Below are 17160 nucleotides of genomic sequence, written 5' to 3' on the forward strand. Positions count from 1 at the left end.
CATGATTGAAGCTCAGGGATCAGGTGCTTCTGCGGTAGGCCAACAGGCGCAAGGCGTTGAAGACGACCAACAGTGTGGAGCCCTCATGGATCGCAACAGCGGCACCAATGCTCAAGCCCATGATGGTGGACGGAACCAGGATGGCCACAATCCCCAAGCTGACGAACAGATTCTGGTGGATGATCGATCGCGTGTGACGGCTCAGCCCCACCGCAAATGGGAGTTGCCTGATGTCGTCAGCCATAAGCGCGATATCAGCCGTTTCCAGGGCAACATCAGATCCAGCAGCCCCCATTGCGATACCAACGCTCGAACTGGCCATGGCAGGGGCATCATTGACGCCGTCACCCACCATGGCCACCTTGGCGCTAAGGCGCAGGTTTTTGATGGCCTTGACCTTGTCTTCCGGCATCAGGTCTCCCCACGCTTCATCTAAGCCAACTTGTTTGGCTACAGCCTCTGCAACGCGGTTGTGGTCTCCAGAAATCATGACCATGCGTTCGATGCCCATCTCTCTAAGCTTCTGGAGTGCCTCTTTGGCCCCCTCCCGGGGTGTGTCCAATAGCCCGATAGCGCCCAGATCCTTGTCAGCACGCCGTACCACCATGGTGGTACGGCCTGACTGACGTAGACGCTCCGCAGCCTCCAGGGCTGCCTTGCTGAGTGCGGGAATACCATTGGTACCGAACATCTCGACCTTGCCAATCCAGACGAACTGCCCATCAAGCTCAGCACGCACGCCGCGGCCAATCATGTTGCTCATGTTCTTGGCTTGGAATCGGCGCCGTGTGCCAATCATCTCTTCACCGTCACGCACAATTGCCGCAGCCAGCGGATGGTCGCTCATCGACTCCACAGCGATGGCGACGTTTAGCAGATCCTCGATCTGCGTGCCGCCTATGGGTATTACATCGGTGATACGTGGGCGCCCTTCGGTCAGGGTACCGGTCTTGTCGAATGCCATGGCATTCAATGATCCAAGCTCTTCAAGTGGCGCACCGCCCTTGATCAGCACGCCACCTCGGGCTGCCCTGGCGATGCCAGAGAGAATGGCGCTTGGTGTAGCGATCGCGAGCGCGCAGGGGCTGGCTGCAACCAGTACGGCCATCGCCCGGTAGAACGAGTCACGGAACGGCTCGTCAAGGAAAATGCCGGCAAATAGCAGCCCGACTACCAGCAGTAAAACCAACGGGACGAATATGCGTTGGAAGCGGTCCGTGAATCGCTGGGTCGGTGACTTCCTGACTTCGGCTTCACTGACCATCTTGATGACCCGCGCCAAGGTACTCTCCGTAGAGCGCCGGGTTACCTCAACCTCGATGAGCGTTTCGCCATTGATGGTACCGGCGAAGACTTTCGAGGCTGCATCCACTGCATCTGGCTTGCTGCGTGCGAGTTCGGCATCAGGAACAGGTTGCTTGTCCACGGGGACGCTCTCACCGGTTACTGGCGCCTGGTTGATACTTGAGGAGCCTACGACTACAAAACCATCGGCCGGCAGGCGGTCATTGGGGCGCACGATGACAACGTCACCGGGAACCAGCAGCTCCACGGGCATCTCCACCGTGCCATTTGCTCTGCGTACGATCGCGGTGGCTGGTGCGAGCTTGGACAGTGCCTCAATCGCTTTCTTGGCCCGCCCCATCGCGTAGCTTTCAAGGGAATGCCCCAGACTGAACAGGAACAGCAGCAGAGCCCCCTCCGCCCAGGCGCCGATGCTCGCGGCACCGACTGCGGCGAGAAGCATCAGCGAGTCGATCTCGAAGCGTTTCTGACGGATGTTGGTAACCGCTTCCTTAGTGGTGAACCATCCACCGAACACGTAGGCCGACACGTACAGAATCAGAGGCAGACGATCAATCAGGCCAAGTTTTCCTGCGAGAGCTCCGGCACCCAGGAGAGCACCACAGATCAGCGCGAAAATCAGCTCTGTGTTCATTCCAAAAATGCCGCCATGCTCATGGCTATGACCTTCATGCCCGGCTTGGTCATCAGGGCGTTCAAGCAAACTCTTCATAACTCGTCCCTTCTGGGGTCAAGGCTTCCAATTGCCCTCTGCAGTTGGGGAGCCGTCTCTGTTGGTTGGCTAAGATCTATTGCACGGTTTGCCCGAGCCCAGGCGTTAACATTTCGAAGCTATGGGGTATCGGGCGTAATAAAAAATGCCAGGCACTGCCTGGCATTTATGAATTCTCTAATTGTTCTGTTCAAATCGTTTACTACTTGTTGTTGATGCATTGCGAATACATCGAGTAACGAACAGTCTTGAGCGTGCCCTGGGAGTCCTCGAAGGTCATCAACCGTGGATAGACCTGGCAGGTACGGGGGTCCTGCGACTGACGTACGAATTTCGCAACGTCTATCTTCATGCCATATTTGTAATCCTGAATCTCTGGCATTGGCTTGCCATTTTTCTCCGCGTACTTGGCCACTGCGGTCTGGTGTTCCTTGGTGTATTGAAGCTGCTTGCTCTCGGAGAAAGTGTTGGCCTGCGAAGCCACCGAGAAAACAACAAGTGCAGCAGCGATAATTAGCTTTTTCATAAAACCCTCTCAATTTCAAAACTTCTCGGGCGTAACCTTAGCAATGCATAGGCATCACCGGCATGACGAGAAACTTACAATTTTGAAAGGTAAGTGCATCTACTTCACTTTAAACAAAAAAGCCCACAACACGTGTTGTGGGCTTCTCTTTAGCGGAGGCTGTTAGCTAACCACTTCGGCCTCGTCGCCGTCTTCATCCTTGCGGTGTGCCCAGTGATACAGGGCAGGCAGTACCAGCAAGGTCAGTGCGGTGGAGGACAGGATCCCGCCAATCACCACCGTCGCCAATGGCCGCTGAACTTCGGCACCGGTGCCGGTGGCCAAAGCCATCGGGATGAAGCCCAGGGACGCTACCAAGGCTGTCATCAGAACAGGTCGCAGACGGGTCAATGCACCTTCATCGACTGCCTGTCTGAGCGTTCGTCCCTCCTCCCTTAGCCCGCGGATGAAGGCAATCATCACCAGGCCGTTCAGTACTGCAACGCCGGACAGTGCAATGAAGCCGACACCTGCCGAGATCGACAGTGGGATGTCCCGCAGCCACAACGCCACAACACCACCGGTGAGTGCGAATGGAATACCGGTGAAGACCAGCATGCCGTCCTTCAGGTTGTTGAACATCAGGAACAACAAGGTCATGACCAGCAGCAAGGCGACTGGAACAACGATCTGCAGGCGTTTGGCAGCCGACTGCAGCTGCTCGAACTGGCCCCCCCAAGTCGTCCAGTAGCCCGCAGGGATTTGCACCTTCTTGTCCAGCGATGCGGTCGCCTCCTCAACGAAGGACCCCAGATCGCGGCCTCGAACGTTGGCGCTGACGATAACCAGACGTTTGCCGTTCTCGCGGCTGATTTGGTTCGGGCCCAGTTGCAGGTCCAGATTGGCGACCTGGGACAGCGGGATGAAGCCGATCTGATTGGCACCCTGTGCCGCATTGGCAGGTACCGGGATCAGCAAGCTGGACATACCCGCTACGTCGGTGCGAACGGTCTCTGGTAGGCGTACTACCATGTCGAACCGACGGTCGCCCTCATACAGCGTGCCGGCCTGACGGCCACCCACGGCGATAGCGATCGAGTTCTGAACATCCGCGATGTTCAGGCCGTAGCGTGCTGCTTTTTCGCGGTCAATGTTGATGGTCAGCACCGGCAGGCCGGATGTCTGCTCAACTTTCACTTCCGATGAGCCCGGGACCGCTTTGAGCGCTGCCGCGATCTTGTTGGCGGTGTTGTTGAGCACGTCCATGTCATCGCCGAAGACTTTCACAGCGACGTCACTACGCACGCCCGAAATCAGCTCGTTGAAACGCAGTTGGATTGGCTGCGACAACTCGTAGTTGCTTCCTGGAACACCCGCTGCGGCCTTCTGCACTTCAGCAATCAGCTCATCACGAGGCTTCTTCGGGTTAGGCCACTGATCCTGAGGCTTGAGCATGATGTAGGCGTCAGAGGCGTTCGGCGGCATCGGGTCAGATGCAATTTCTGCGGTACCCGAGCGTGCGAACATCCGCTCAACTTCAGGCACCTGCGCAATCACCGCTTTCTCCAGACGCTGCTGCATCTCGACAGATTGAGTGAGGCTCGTTCCAGGCACACGCATGGCCTGCATCGCAAAGTCACCCTCACTGAGGCTTGGGATGAACTCGCTACCCATACGACTTGCCAGCAAACCACTGAGCACGACCAAGGCTACTGCGGCCGAGAAAGCGATGTTCCGATGTCCCAGCACCCATTGCAGAACCGGTTCATAGCGCAGTCGAGCTGTGCGCATGACCACGCCTTCCTCTTCCTTCACCTTGCCAGTGACGAACATGGCAATAGCTGCAGGAACAAAGGTAACGGACAGGACCATTGCACCCAGCAGCGCCATCACAACGGTGAAGGCCATCGGGTGGAACATTTTGCCTTCGACGCCGGTGAGGGCGAAGATCGGCAGGTACACCACCATGATGATCAGCTGACCGAAGATCAGCGGCCGGCGAGCTTCTCGCGCCGCGGCAAAGACCTCGTGGAAGCGTTCGGTTTTGGTGAGCATGCGGCCATGCTTATGTTGCGCATGAGCCAGTCGACGGATCGCGTTTTCTACAATAACCACGGCACCGTCGACGATGATGCCGAAGTCGAGTGCCCCCAAACTCATTAAGTTGGCACTGACCTTGTTGTTGAACATGCCTGTGAAGGTGAACAGCATGGACAGCGGAATCACCATCGCGGTGATCAGAGCCGCACGGATGTTGCCGAGGAACAGGAACAGAATGGCGATAACCAGGATCGCGCCTTCCACCAGGTTCTTCTTCACCGTCGCGATGGCTTTTTCAACCAGGTTGGTACGGTCGTAAACAGTCACAGCCACCACGCCCTTTGGCAGGGTGCGGTTGATGTCCGCCAATTTGGCGGCGACAGCTTGAGATACGGTGCGGCTGTTTTCACCAATCAGCATGAACACGGTACCGAGCACGACTTCGCGGCCGTTCTCAGTAGCAGCACCTGTACGGAGCTCTTTACCGATGCTGACGTCAGCAACGCTGCTGATGCGAATCGGTGCACCATCCACACTGGTGATCACGATGTTGGCGATGTCTTCGATATTGCCTACCTGACCCGGTGCACGGATGAGCAACTGTTCACCATTACGCTCGATGTAGCCGGCACCGACGTTGGCGTTGTTACTTTCCAACGCTGCGACCAGGTCATTGAGTGTCAGCTTGTAGGTAGCCAGGCGCTTTGGATCCGGCGCAACCAGGAACTGCTTGGCATAACCGCCGATGGTATTGATCTCGGCCACACCCGGGACGTTACGCAGCTGAGGCTTGATGATCCAGTCCTGGATCACGCGCAGGTCGGTCGGGGTGTACGGCGTACCGTCCTCTTTGACCGCGCCATCTTCGGCTTCAACAGTCCACAGGAAGATCTCGCCGAGGCCGGTAGATACCGGACCCATGACGGCCTCTACACCTTCTGGCAGCTGTTCCTTCGCAACCTGCAGCCGCTCGTTGATCAACTGGCGGGCAAAGAAGATGTCAGTGCCATCCTTGAAGATCACGGTGACCTGAGACAGGCCAGAGCGAGACAGGGAACGGGTCTGCTGAAGGCCCGGGAGACCGGCCATGGCCGTTTCAACTGGAAACGTGATCCGTTGTTCGGTTTCCAAGGGCGAGTAACCAGGCGCTGCAGTGTTGATCTGCACCTGGACGTTGGTGATATCGGGTACCGCATCGATGGGCAGCTTTTGATAGCTGTAGATACCGATACCCGCCATGATCAGAACGGCGATCATTACTACGATGCGCTGCTCGATGGCGAATCTGATGATACGTTCAAACATGAGAAATCATCCTGTCAGTTCGCATCAGTGACCGTGTTCGGCAGAAGCTTTGCCGAGCTCGGACTTGAGTGTGAAGCTGCCACTGGTTGCTACCTGGGCGCCGGCTTCAATACCGTCGATGATTTCCACGTACCCATTGTCGCGGCGACCCAGTTTTACCGGGCGGGTGTCAAAGCCATCTGGGGTGCGTACGAATACCGAAGGTTTGTCTTCAACGGTCTGCACAGCGTGCTCAGGGACCGCTACGGCAACTCGATCGGTCTGGGAGGTGACCGCAATGTTTACGAACAGGCCTGGACGCCAGGCGCCGTTGGGGTTGGTCAAGGTGACGCGGACAGTAGCTGCACGGTTTTGCTCGCCCAGCAGGCTGCCGACATAACCCACCTTCCCTTCGACCTCGACGTTCATGTCAGGCGAAGAGACTTTCACTGCACGGCCAGTCGTGACCTTGCCCAGATCTGTCGGCGGAACTGCGAAGGTCGCCCAGACCTGATTCAGGTCGGAAAGGATGAAGGCGTTGGTCGCCTCGCTGACGACTTCGCCGACGGTCAGGTGTTTCTCCACTACCACGGCGTCGAAGGGAGCGCGGAGCTCGTAACGATTACCGCCAACGGAGTTAACCGAGGCACCGATTGCGCCGACCTTCTGCTTGGCGTTGGCCAAGGAGATCTCCGCTTCTTGCAGCGCTTGGCGTGCTTGGAGGTAGTCTTGCTCTGCAGAGATCTTGTCCTGCCACAGTTGCTTCTCACGTTCGAAGGTCACACGCGCCAGTTCGACGCGACGCTGTGCGGCCTGTTGTTCGCTGCGCAGGTCAGAGATCTGCTGGCTGGCGATTACCGCGAGGACTTGCCCTTTCTTGACCGTCTCGCCCAGGTTGGCCTGGACAGCCTCAACAACGCCAGGAACACGAGGAACCACGTGGGCAGTACGATCTTCGTCGAAGCGAATTTCGCCAGGGAAGCTCACGACGGTACCGAGGTCACGAGGCGCTGCAGCTTCCAGGGCAACACCAGCGGCCTTGATCTGTTCAGCGCTGAGCGTCAGCTTGCCCTCTTCTTCACCGCCCTCTTCGCTGTGGCCTTCTTCACCATGGCCCTCATCACCTTCCTCTTTGGCGGCAGATGCGGCTTTCTTTTCGTCGCCATGGCCATCGTTAGCGCCATGCTCGGCAGTACTGGCGGCCTGCTGTCCGGAACTGTTGTTCCAGGCAAGGCTGCCAAATCCGAGGGCTGCCACAGCGGCTACCGCGAGGGCGATCTTGCGTTTGTTATCCATTGCTACTCCTGCTGATCGTAGGCACCGGCTTGTTCAAGGCTGTGTGCCGAAGAAAATGTTTGGCCCGTTCAGCGAGTGCCGGCGGTTGAGCCGACTTCGCCATAAACCCTTTCCACCTGCGCACGCGCATTGGTCGCCGCTGCCAACGATTCGAGGTATTGGCCACGAGCGACGATCAAGGTGCGCTGGGCATCCAGCACTTCGATGAAACCGAATTTGCCCATCTCGAAGCCGCGGGTTGCGGTCTCTACGGCTTGTTGGGCTGAAGGCAGAATGGTCTTGTCGTAGGACTCGACCTCCTGCATGGCGGTGGACCATTGGTTCAACGCGGTTTGGGTTTCGGTGCGCAGGCGCAGCTCAACAGCATTGCGCTGGTCCCGGGCCTGATCTGCACGACGAGAAGCGGAAAGAATGTTGCCCTGGTTACGATCGAACAGCGGCAAAGGCATAGACAGGCCCACAGTGTTGACCCGCTCGCGCACAGAGCGGTCGTACTGGCTACCTACACTGACAGTAAGGTTCGGGATACGCTGAGCTTTCTCTGAGCCGAGCGAGGCATCGCTCTTGTCTATCTGCACCACGGCCTGACGCATTTCTGCTGTTTGGTCGAGCTTAGCCAGCAGATCTTCAGTGCGAGGTGGCAAGCCCGGGGAGAGGGTTGGCGATTCGAGTCGATCAAACACGGTGACTGAGCTCCCGGTAATTTGAGCGAGCTGTTGGTAAGCGGTCGCTTTTTCCGTTTCTGCACGTCGAACTTGCAGCTGGGCTTCGGCCAGTTGCACTTGAGCGCGGGTCGCCTCCACTGGGGACGACTTACCTGCGCGAACACGGCCATCGACGATGCGAAGACCGCGCTCAGTCAGTTCGAGAGATTGCTTGGCCAGGTCGAGACCTGTCTGGGCCCGCAACGCGGCGTAAAAGGCTTGGACGACATCTGCACGCAGGCCGTTAACGCGACGGTCTAACTCAAGCTGTGCGGCGGTCTGCCCGTATGTGGCGACGTCAACACGAGCCCCCCGCTTACCGCCCAGCTCAAGGGTCTGGCTGAGAGAGACAGTCGTCTGGCTGGTGTTACGACGGGTGTCTTCCACGTCATACGAGATTGTGGGGTTGGGGATAAGCCCGGCCTGCTTGCGAGCACCATCAGCGATCCCAATTTCTTGCCTGGCCGCGGCCAGGTCTGGGTTGGCATCCATGGCCGTCGAAAGCGCCTGGGGCAAGCTGATGCTTTGGGCAAGGGCTGCAGGCGCCATCAACCCAGAGATGACTGCACAGAGTGCAGCGATCTTCCAGGGCGAGACGGGGGTCTTGGGTAAGACATTGCGGTTATACCGGGGCACTTTGATGGTCCTCGTGCACAAACTTCGATAAAGCTTGGCGAGAACGCCGAAACAGCTGCCAAGCCCCACTTGATTAGGTGATGGCACTCTAATGAGCGGTAGCTATCAGAGGGGTGGCTGGAAAATTACAATTTCGTAATAAATCCCTGTAATGCCCGTAAATACTGCGATTCCCAACCCGGCTCTATGATTTCGTTACAAGCAACGGAGATGGCAACCACGCGGTGCGAAGGCGCCAAATAACGGGCAGATGACGAAATTGTAATTTTCCTATCACCCTCCCGTTATCTTCGGCCTGCAAATATGAGCTCGCGCTACGCTAGGCGCGCCGCCGGGTCAGAACAATTAACGACACCCGCGCAGGTAAACATAATAAAAACTGCCGTGAATCAAAGGAGCATCGGATGAAAATCAAAGTACCACTGTATTTGGCGGCAGTTTCTGCGCTGTCTGGAAGCTATGCTATTTCGGCACAAGCTGAAGACAAGCCAGAGGGCTTCATTGAAGGCAGCAGCCTTACAGTGCTGAACCGTAACTTCTATTTCAATCGTGATAACCGCGACAGCACTGCCCCTACTTACAACAGTGGCAAAGGCAATACCAATGGCTACTCCGAAGCCTGGGCGCACGCAATCATCAGCAAATTCAACTCTGGGTTTACCCAGGGTACAGTGGGCTTTGGCGTTGATGCCTTCGCCATGATCGGCCTTAAGCTCGACACCGGTGATGGGCGCAACGGCGGCCGTAGCTCCTTCGACGTGCTGCCTGTTGATAACAAGGGCGAAGCTCGCGACGAATACACCAAGGTCGGCGGCGCAGCCAAAGTTCGCTTGTTCGATACCATCGTGAAAGTGGGTGATGTCTTCCCATCGACCCCGGTCGTTGCATCGGGTGACTCGCGACTGTTGCCGGAAAGCTTTCGCGGCGTGACCGTTGAGAACACCAGCATCCAAGGCCTCACCCTGCAGGGTGGTCGTCTGCATGCGATGAGCCAACCGGTCTCTAGCAACCTTAACGACAACTTCGTGACCTTCTACGGCGGCCCAGTCAACTCGCCATGGATCGGCTACGGTGGCGGTGATTACTCGATCAACGACAACTGGACCGTGAGTGCCTATGCAAGCCAGTTGAAAGACGTCTGGAACCAGTACTACGCCGGTACCAGCTTCGCCTACCCCTTGAACGACGATCTGGCGCTGATCGGCGGCTTCAATTACTACAAAGCCGTGGATGAAGGTAAGCGACGCCTGGGCGAATTTGACAACAACATCTGGAGTGCCAAGGTCGGCGTACGTTACGGTGCTCACACCCTGGCCCTCTCGCATCAGCGCAACAACGGCGACGACGACTTCGACTACCTGCGTCAGTCGGACTCGATCTTCGTCGACAACTCCATCCAATACAGCGACTTCAACTCGCCGAAAGAGCGTTCATGGATGCTGCGCTACGACCTGAACTTCACCAGCTACGGCATTCCAGGCCTGACGTTCATGACCCGCTACGCCAGAGGCTCGGGCGCGGATTACTCGAACGCTAACCAGTTCTACATGCGCACTGACGACAACGGCAACCCGCTCGACAATCAGAAGCGCTGGGAGCGTGACGTCGAAGTCAAATACGTTGTCCAAACCGGCCCGGCAAAAGATCTGTCCTTCCGGTTGCGCCAGGCAACCACGCGTGCCACTGCTTTCGAATCGGATTTGGATGAAACTCGTGTAATCATCGAGTACCCGCTTTCGATTCTTTAATTCGCTAACGGACCAGTTATTCATTAGCTGATCCTGTTAGTAAAACGAGCATTACGAATTCACCTTGAGTGGCTTAAGTGCTCCTTTGGTAAAAGGTGGATATTTGGCGCCCTTTGGGCGCCTTTTTTTTGCCTAAAATTCAAGTAAGCGTTCGATTGTACGCATCGCATGCCGGTGAAGTTCATGGCTACACCAATGACCAGTCTCCTCGATGTGAGCAACCTCGCCGTCATCTGAGCGGAACGAAGCCAGTACAAAGAAGAAAATAACCCAATACTTCATAAGGTCAAGTCACCTGCTGGAGAGAGGGTCCGCAACTGTCAAACCCAAACCGCGACAAGATATACCGCCAGACTATCAACTGTATTACCTAGAAATTACAAATCCGTCATTTGAGCCCCGGCACGCTCATTTTGATTTACCATCCCTTTCAATAATGCCGGCGCGCGTGCGCGGTTAATTGCTCAGTGATATCGAGACAAAATCCCATGCGAATTCTGGTAATTGAGGATGAAGTAAAAACTGCGGAGTATGTGCGTCAAGGTCTGACGGAGTGTGGCTATGTCGTAGATTGCGTCCACACCGGATCAGATGGATTATTCTTGGCCAAGCAGCACGAATACGAGCTGATTATTCTCGATATAAACCTCCCAGAGATGGATGGTTGGCAGGTTCTTGAGTTGTTGCGCCGTAAAAATTGCCCTTCCCGCATCATGATGCTGACGGCGAGAAGCCGGCTGGCGGATAAGGTCCGGGGGCTAGAGAACGGCGCAGATGACTACCTGATCAAGCCATTTGAGTTCCCTGAGCTGTTGGCCCGGGTTCGCGCCTTGATGCGCAGGTCGGATCACCCCGCATCCGTAGAGGTCATTCGCGTCGCTGACCTGGAGCTTGATCAGAGCCGGCACAGGGCGTTCAGGGACGGTCAGCGAATTGATTTGACCACAAAAGAATTCGCGTTATTGCACTACTTGATGCGTAACACCGGGGTGGTACTGAGCCGTACGCAGATTATTTCTCAGGTTTGGGATATGAATTTTGACTGCGACACGAACGTTGTAGAAGTGTCGATTCGAAGACTCAGAGCCAAGATAGATGACCCATTCGAGACCAAGCTGATACATACGCTTCGGGGCGTAGGGTATGTGCTTGAAAAGCGATAATTGCCAAGCTCTCTAGGTACCGAAAATTGGCTGTACACTCCCGTCGCTTGCGAGCTTGAGGTTTCTGTTTACGATCCGCGGCGCTGATTCCTCACCCAACAAATGAGGTAGGCTGTACATGAGGTATAGCATTGATTATCAGCAGGTTTCGCAAGGTCAATCGCATGCCAGGATTGATGCCTGTCCAGCTGACATTATCTTCAACAGCGACCATGGCTTAGCACTTATTCCGTGCGTCGGCGATGTTATCAACCTTCCCTCTACGGCGGTCAAAGAAGGGGTTTGTGGCATCGTCAGATCAAGGATTTTCAATTATCTCAGAGGTCCTGAAGAGCTGTACTGTCACGTCAATATTCTCGTTGAGGAGGCGGACATCAATTTCGAAAGTCTCATCTCGGAATACATGCGCAATCAGTCACGTGCTCGCTCGCCTTCTTCATAAAGTCGAAGGCGGGCCAGTCCATTAATGGTTGTGTATGGGTGAGGGTTCAGCAGAGCGAGCGCCTACTGAGCACCAGAGATGAATAGTCACAGCCTAGTGGTTTAACGCGGTACTGCTGGTGTACGCAGGGCCGGACTCATTGTTTTTTGAATGGCGCATTGCAGCACATAGAAATATAAAACCCCGGAAGCAAATACGATTGCGGACAGATAAGCAAACTCAGAGTCTAAAACCCCGGAAACCATATACAATTTAATCGTGATAGAACCCATAATAATTCCGGTACAGTACATGACGCCTGTGAACTGATTGCCCAAAAAACTCAGTATGCCGCTGAAGGCATTGTTCGCACTCAACAGCATTGCTTTCAGTATCGTCCAGCCGAGAACTGGCAGAAAAGCCTTGATCATGAAGGCGAATAACATCGACGATGCAAACAGTTTTATCGGGGTTTCTGCCCACGGCTTGATGGTGCCGTCTACTTCAACGCCGGTATACAAGATGATATTCAGAATAATCGCCATAAGGGTGCATATGCCGAGGCGTATCATTTCCCGCTTAAGCGGGGCCATCATTATCACTGCGTGAATCTTGTTTCCAAAGTATCGTTTTAGTCCTTGGATCGACATTTTTCTTCCTATGCTCTCGGGTATGACGCTGTTGTAGCGTTGTATGACGGTCATGCTTTTACCCGAAGAGAGGTGACGCTTCAACGGTCCTGAATTGCGCAGGGGATCTCATGTCCTTCCCCTGGCTGGGTAGCTTGCTGAGAAATTCTCATCTACCTGCGTGGCAACGATGCGGCCACCCCGCCGCCGTCAGAGCTCTGGAGGACTGGCTGCTGTCAGCAACTCATCGAGTGACGGAACCTTAGCGTTTGCACTGAGGACGAGTGTTCTGGATCGGAGTATGGATACATCAAAGAAAGATTCGCACTCGACTCTTCCGTTTACTTCTCTCCAGTGGGTGACTTCTGGTATCAACTCATTAGGCACCGGGTATAGTGCCATAGGGTTATGGAATACCTCCACTTCAGCAGACCACGGCTCGTAGCCATATTGCGGCCAGAGCTGACCGTAGTCGCTGGACGCTACATCCAACAGAAATGGGATACCTCGTGATGCTCCCGGAGAACGGTCGAAAAACTCACCAAACCGCAAGTATCGGTACCCGTCTAGATGAGCTCCACCTGAGATCGGCACTCGGCTGAGCTTTGGCACTGTGCAGGCATTGGTGAAAATGACCGCTGAAAGATGGGCATTTTCCATTAGCGTAAATAGGCCGTTGGGGCGCCCTGATAGCAGAGATGTCTCTTCCTCCACAGTTATCAGGTGCGTACCACGATGCGCAGATGAGTGAACTGCAAAGCCATAGAGATAGCTGATGAGCGACTCCCTGCTCCACAGCATTGAACTGGGCGCATGGAAATCGGCTAAGGCCAGAATGAGCGGCTTACCCTCCACGTGCGGTAGGGATTCGTAACGCTTGTCCAATTTGTTTTGGATGGTCCTCGCAAACCTTTCTGCAGCCGCTCCTAAGAAACGCTCATGTCGGTCAGCGGGTGGGGGGACCGGCGAGGCGCCAAAATGCTCATACCGCTCTTCCGGGTTGGCTGTCACTGCTTCAACCCAGGCCTCATCTCCCAGCCTATTCTCGATGTGAAAATCGGGTGATTCTTTAGGCTGGGTGACCAAGAGTCCCTGTTCACGAAAAATCGCTAATAGGTGGGCTTCCCAGAGGCGGGTGTGAAAATTCTCAGTCTGGCAATCGGGAACCCAATTTCTGTCTGGGGATGGCAGTGCGAGATACAGTTGATTCAGCGCCCACGCCCCAATACGGCGGCTTGGATCAAATAGTGATTTGAACACCACGCTTGGTGTGCGCTTACCCATTCTGCTTAGAGGAGCACGTCGTCGTTCACCTGAAGGGAGTGGAAGCGGATGGGCTTGGGTATAGAGAAAATGGCTGATTGAGGCGCGGGCTTCGGACTCGCCAGTGGTGCACTCACCATGGCTGAGGAGCACCCACACGCTATCGACACGACGCCGCAAGGTGACAATTCCGAAGCTGCCGGAATTGATATTTCGGGTTAGAGCGGCACAAGAAATTCCGTCCTCACTAAGCCATGCCCCTACTGGCGGGCTGTCCCCAAACCCCAACCCTCGTGGAAGCGACAAAGCGATTAGATCGAACATCGGCGCAGCAATTTCTTTCATTCGCTGATCTCGGCAGCCGTCAAAATGCATTCCATCAATGCCTCGGAGCGTGCCCGCCGGCGATGGCATCGGTGGAGGTACCTATTGAAGAAGGGGGCCTTGTTCCACCAGGACATCTCGGTTGGTGAAGATGGTCTCAATGGTTGCAGCCTCGGCAGCCACATGAGTCTTTCGCGTGATCTCTTCAAGGGCCAGTTCGAGCCGGTAGTCTTGGAAATACTCGTACAGCTTTTCAGAGCTCTCGGATATCTCCTCCCCACCATTCTTCGCGAACAAGATGTGGATGATCGCTGCGAGTGGGAGAGAGATGTCGAGATCCTTCTCTTCTGCATCTGAATCCGAGTTCAAACCGTCGAAATACCTCTCCAGATGACTCTGGAGCTCCTCAAGCCAGAACTGAGATAGGTTGCTTGGAAGGGAGCTTTCAGGCCCGGTCAGAAGGACTTCATCTCTGAATAGAGCCAGCAGATTGGGGTTTGCCATGGAGGACCTCACGATTAGATTTGAGAGCAACTGGTCAGCATAGTCCACCTCAAGATGACCACCTCCTTGACGCCCATCCTGGTGCTCCTGAGCATCAGACGAGTGAATCGCCCCGAAACCTGTAGATACAAAATGACCGCTTCTCGCCGTTAGCTGCCTTTCTTGAAGGACAGCTTTGGGTCGATAGCGGCCTTCGTGGAGGTTGGTGTCTACGGGGTCGGTTTAGTCAATCTGAATCTCCGGTTTCACCTCCGTGAGGCCGGCCATCGTCATGCATCAGATCTTGATTGACACGCGTGCCGCTTTGGATAGCCTTGCAATTGAGGGCTGCAACTGCGCATTTGTCGGGCCTGGGTACCAGCATGAGCCCCCCGCAATTTTGGCAGCAGAGGAAGCTGGTTCCTCTGAAGTAGTGACGGCGGGCATTGCCAGTCGGATTCTGAACCCAAGGTCGCCAGACTAGGAGCTAAAGGATCGCTGCGACTACTCCTCATCCCTTACCGAAAAGTCACGCGTCGGTCGTAAACGGCCCTTTCCAGGCCAATCAACTTTTGTGATTGGTGAGTAGGGATTTCTCGGCTTTTCTGTGAAAAGCACCCCTTCATTTCACAAAAAAAATGGCGAAGATTCCAATTTCACGGGGTCTGGCCTATCACCTATTTTGTGAACCTACACCGGTGTAATTCGCCAGACACTAAGAAGCCCGCTGATGCGGGCTTTTTAGTGCCTGCAAAGAATCAGTAGCCGGTGAGAATGTTCACGATCACACCGCTGGCAATAGCCACCAGCACATAGTCGCCATTCACATACAGCCAGCGATGATCACGAGGTGGCGCATACAGGTGGCGCGCTTTCCAGTCGGTTACCCAGTAACGGTCACCACGGTAATGTGGATCAACGGCATGACCACGGTGCCACTGCTTATGAGGTATCGGCATGCCGTGTTGTGGGCGGAAGTTGGGATCTCGGTAAGCAGGACCGTGGCCGTTGTCATGGCGGCCCTGTTGGTGTGACTGGGCATGTGGCGGGTTGCCTTGGTGCGATCGGCTGCCATCATATCGATCAGGTGGACCAGGCTGCGCCAAGCCGACCAGCGGTACGCTGAGTATGAGCGCGGCGCAGATCACGGTTAGGGGTTTCTTCATTTGATGTGGTCCTCTGCCTGTTATCGCCTGGCACGTATTGATTGCCAGGTTCGGTTAACTGATCAGACCACGATTTTTCCCTTGTAATGTCAGGGCGCAGGTAAAGGTCCGGTAAAGTCTGCCGTTCTTTCAGTGCAGCCCGAGCGCTTTCAGGCGGCGATAAAGCGTGCGTTCACTCATGCCAAGGTGACTGGCCAGTTCGCTACGCGACCCCTTGAACTGCTCCAGCGCCTGCGCCAATTCACCCAGGTCATTGTGACGGCCGCTTCCTTTAGCTGCGCCAGCCAGTCCGGTGTCTTCCGGCAAATGCTCCGGTCTGATCACACCGTCATCGGCAAACAAACGCGCGCGTTCCAGAATGTTGCGCAGCTCGCGGATATTGCCCGGAAACGGATGCAACGCAAGTTGCTGCAAGGCAGCATCACTCAGCCTGGGCGTTGGTTGGCCGGCCATGCGTTGCAGCAGGCTCTGGGCGAGTAGCGGAAGATCTTCCACCCGTTCGCGCAATGCAGGCAGACGAATTGGAAAGCCGCTGATGCGGTAGTACAGGTCTTCACGGAAGGAACCATCCGCGACCATTTTCTTGAGCGGTTTGTGGGTGGCCGATATCAGGCGGAAATCCGAATGCACAGTGCGCAGGCTGCCCACGGGACGGAAACTGCCAGACTCGATCAGGCGCAGCAGCTTCACCTGCATCGCCAGTGGTACTTCACCGATTTCGTCGAGGAACAGAGTGCCGCCATGGGCCGCCTCGGCCAAGCCTATCTTGCGCTGATTCGCCCCGGTGAACGCGCCCTTCTCATAGCCGAACAATTCACTCTCGAACAACGACTCGGTCAGGCCGGTGCAGTCGACCACCACCAGCGGGCCGTTGGCCCTGGGGCTGCCCATATGCACTGCGCGGGCGAACAGCTCTTTGCCGGTCCCCGACTCCCCCTGCAACAACACCGGGATCTGCGCCGGTGCCGCACGCTGCAGGCTGGCCAGCGCGGCCTTGAAGGTTGGCGCGCGGCCGACCAACCCTTGCTCCTGTGGCTGCGCCGAGGCGAGGGTGATGGTGGTGAGGCGTTCGACAAAGGCCACTACCTTGCCCTGTTCATCCAGGATCGGCCGCAACTCGACATCCACATGCTCCGGGCCGCGTGGTGTGTGATGAATGTGCAATACCCGCTCCGGTACCTTGCTGTCCCACGCCTTGCGCATCGGGCAATGTTCGCCAGCCTGGTCGCACGGCACAGCGTAGTGATGCGAAACCCTGTGGCACTTCTCGCCCAGTGGGGCCTGATCATGCCGCCCAAACTGACGGCGATAGGCCGCATTGGCCGCGAGGATGTTGTAGTCGGTGTCCAACACGATGGTCGGGAGGGCATCGTGCTCGAGGTAGGAAACCAGAGCTAGGATGAGGGGATGGGCTTCAGGCATGACGGCACCGTATGGATGACCGACGCAGGGTAACAAGGACTGCCAAACACTGCCATTGG

The 17160-nt window shown here is 55.9% G+C and carries 13 protein-coding genes; 3 read left to right on the plus strand and 10 right to left on the minus strand.

Annotated features, from left to right (window positions below):
- Nucleotides 1-19: 19 nt before the first annotated feature.
- The 5 genes from ACE4QZ_RS02280 to ACE4QZ_RS02300 all read right to left on the minus strand — a co-directional run bounded on the left by ACE4QZ_RS02280 (nt 20) and on the right by ACE4QZ_RS02300 (nt 8482).
- Complete coding sequence (locus ACE4QZ_RS02280) at nt 20-2017, minus strand: heavy metal translocating P-type ATPase (protein WP_010951452.1); 1998 nt, start codon at nt 2015-2017, stop codon at nt 20-22.
- A 202-nt stretch (nt 2018-2219) separates the two neighbouring features.
- The gene (locus tag ACE4QZ_RS02285; protein WP_003253432.1) at nt 2220-2543 is read right to left on the minus strand and encodes a DUF2790 domain-containing protein; all 324 of its coding nucleotides are present in this window, start codon (nt 2541-2543) and stop codon (nt 2220-2222) included.
- A 162-nt stretch (nt 2544-2705) separates the two neighbouring features.
- Complete coding sequence (locus tag ACE4QZ_RS02290) at nt 2706-5867, minus strand: CusA/CzcA family heavy metal efflux RND transporter (RefSeq protein ID WP_010951454.1); 3162 nt, start codon at nt 5865-5867, stop codon at nt 2706-2708.
- A gap of 24 nt (nt 5868-5891) precedes the next feature.
- Nucleotides 5892-7142: an efflux RND transporter periplasmic adaptor subunit gene (locus ACE4QZ_RS02295; RefSeq protein WP_010951455.1), complete on the minus strand. Its 1251-nt coding sequence runs from the start codon at nt 7140-7142 to the stop codon at nt 5892-5894.
- A gap of 68 nt (nt 7143-7210) precedes the next feature.
- On the minus strand, nt 7211-8482 hold the full coding sequence (locus tag ACE4QZ_RS02300) for a TolC family protein (RefSeq protein ID WP_010951456.1): 1272 nt from the start codon (nt 8480-8482) through the stop codon (nt 7211-7213).
- A gap of 404 nt (nt 8483-8886) precedes the next feature.
- Between ACE4QZ_RS02300 and ACE4QZ_RS02305 the strand changes: the two genes are divergently transcribed.
- The 3 genes from ACE4QZ_RS02305 to ACE4QZ_RS02315 all read left to right on the plus strand — a co-directional run bounded on the left by ACE4QZ_RS02305 (nt 8887) and on the right by ACE4QZ_RS02315 (nt 11835).
- Nucleotides 8887-10230 carry an OprD family porin gene (locus tag ACE4QZ_RS02305; protein ID WP_047279633.1) on the plus strand — a complete coding sequence of 448 codons (1344 nt, stop codon included), beginning with the start codon at nt 8887-8889 and terminating at the stop codon, nt 10228-10230.
- Between the two features lie 488 nt (nt 10231-10718).
- Entirely contained in the window at nt 10719-11393 is a 675-nt protein-coding gene (locus ACE4QZ_RS02310; RefSeq protein ID WP_003253420.1) for a heavy metal response regulator transcription factor, read from the plus strand.
- 118 nt (nt 11394-11511) lie between these two features.
- Nucleotides 11512-11835, plus strand: coding sequence for a hypothetical protein (locus ACE4QZ_RS02315; protein ID WP_197860623.1), 324 nt, complete (start codon nt 11512-11514; stop codon nt 11833-11835).
- 101 nt (nt 11836-11936) lie between these two features.
- Here ACE4QZ_RS02315 and ACE4QZ_RS02320 read toward each other — a convergent pair whose 3' ends face one another.
- The 5 genes from ACE4QZ_RS02320 to ACE4QZ_RS02340 form a co-directional block, all read right to left on the minus strand.
- Nucleotides 11937-12464 carry a hypothetical protein gene (locus ACE4QZ_RS02320; protein WP_012269855.1) on the minus strand — a complete coding sequence of 176 codons (528 nt, stop codon included), beginning with the start codon at nt 12462-12464 and terminating at the stop codon, nt 11937-11939.
- 189 nt (nt 12465-12653) lie between these two features.
- Entirely contained in the window at nt 12654-14051 is a 1398-nt protein-coding gene (locus ACE4QZ_RS02325; RefSeq protein ID WP_223296393.1) for a hypothetical protein, read from the minus strand.
- An 81-nt stretch (nt 14052-14132) separates the two neighbouring features.
- Nucleotides 14133-14534 (minus strand): hypothetical protein, encoded by a 402-nt coding sequence (locus ACE4QZ_RS02330; RefSeq protein ID WP_012269857.1) that lies wholly within the window; start codon nt 14532-14534, stop codon nt 14133-14135.
- A 737-nt stretch (nt 14535-15271) separates the two neighbouring features.
- On the minus strand, nt 15272-15679 hold the full coding sequence (locus ACE4QZ_RS02335; protein ID WP_021784544.1) for an RcnB family protein: 408 nt from the start codon (nt 15677-15679) through the stop codon (nt 15272-15274).
- Nucleotides 15680-15808: 129 nt separating this feature from the next.
- Entirely contained in the window at nt 15809-17101 is a 1293-nt protein-coding gene (locus ACE4QZ_RS02340) for a sigma-54 interaction domain-containing protein (RefSeq protein ID WP_021784545.1), read from the minus strand.
- Nucleotides 17102-17160 lie beyond the last annotated feature (59 nt).

Origin of the sequence: Pseudomonas sp. DCA-1, assembly GCF_046523955.1 — a bacterium.
Lineage (GTDB): Bacteria > Pseudomonadota > Gammaproteobacteria > Pseudomonadales > Pseudomonadaceae > Aquipseudomonas > Aquipseudomonas putida_Y.

What these genes read in the sequence shown, in the direction of transcription:
- ACE4QZ_RS02280 (WP_010951452.1), bottom strand. Translation starts at nt 2,017, where the DNA reads ATGAAGAGTTTGCTTGAACGCCCTGATGACCAAGCCGGGCATGAAGGT.
- ACE4QZ_RS02285 (WP_003253432.1), bottom strand. Translation starts at nt 2,543, where the DNA reads ATGAAAAAGCTAATTATCGCTGCTGCACTTGTTGTTTTCTCGGTGGCT.
- ACE4QZ_RS02290 (WP_010951454.1), bottom strand. Translation starts at nt 5,867, where the DNA reads ATGTTTGAACGTATCATCAGATTCGCCATCGAGCAGCGCATCGTAGTA.
- ACE4QZ_RS02295 (WP_010951455.1), bottom strand. Translation starts at nt 7,142, where the DNA reads ATGGATAACAAACGCAAGATCGCCCTCGCGGTAGCCGCTGTGGCAGCC.
- ACE4QZ_RS02305 (WP_047279633.1), top strand. Translation starts at nt 8,887, where the DNA reads ATGAAAATCAAAGTACCACTGTATTTGGCGGCAGTTTCTGCGCTGTCT.
- ACE4QZ_RS02310 (WP_003253420.1), top strand. Translation starts at nt 10,719, where the DNA reads ATGCGAATTCTGGTAATTGAGGATGAAGTAAAAACTGCGGAGTATGTG.
- ACE4QZ_RS02315 (WP_197860623.1), top strand. Translation starts at nt 11,512, where the DNA reads ATGAGGTATAGCATTGATTATCAGCAGGTTTCGCAAGGTCAATCGCAT.
- ACE4QZ_RS02320 (WP_012269855.1), bottom strand. Translation starts at nt 12,464, where the DNA reads ATGTCGATCCAAGGACTAAAACGATACTTTGGAAACAAGATTCACGCA.
- ACE4QZ_RS02325 (WP_223296393.1), bottom strand. Translation starts at nt 14,051, where the DNA reads ATGAAAGAAATTGCTGCGCCGATGTTCGATCTAATCGCTTTGTCGCTT.
- ACE4QZ_RS02330 (WP_012269857.1), bottom strand. Translation starts at nt 14,534, where the DNA reads ATGGCAAACCCCAATCTGCTGGCTCTATTCAGAGATGAAGTCCTTCTG.
- ACE4QZ_RS02335 (WP_021784544.1), bottom strand. Translation starts at nt 15,679, where the DNA reads ATGAAGAAACCCCTAACCGTGATCTGCGCCGCGCTCATACTCAGCGTA.
- ACE4QZ_RS02340 (WP_021784545.1), bottom strand. Translation starts at nt 17,101, where the DNA reads ATGCCTGAAGCCCATCCCCTCATCCTAGCTCTGGTTTCCTACCTCGAG.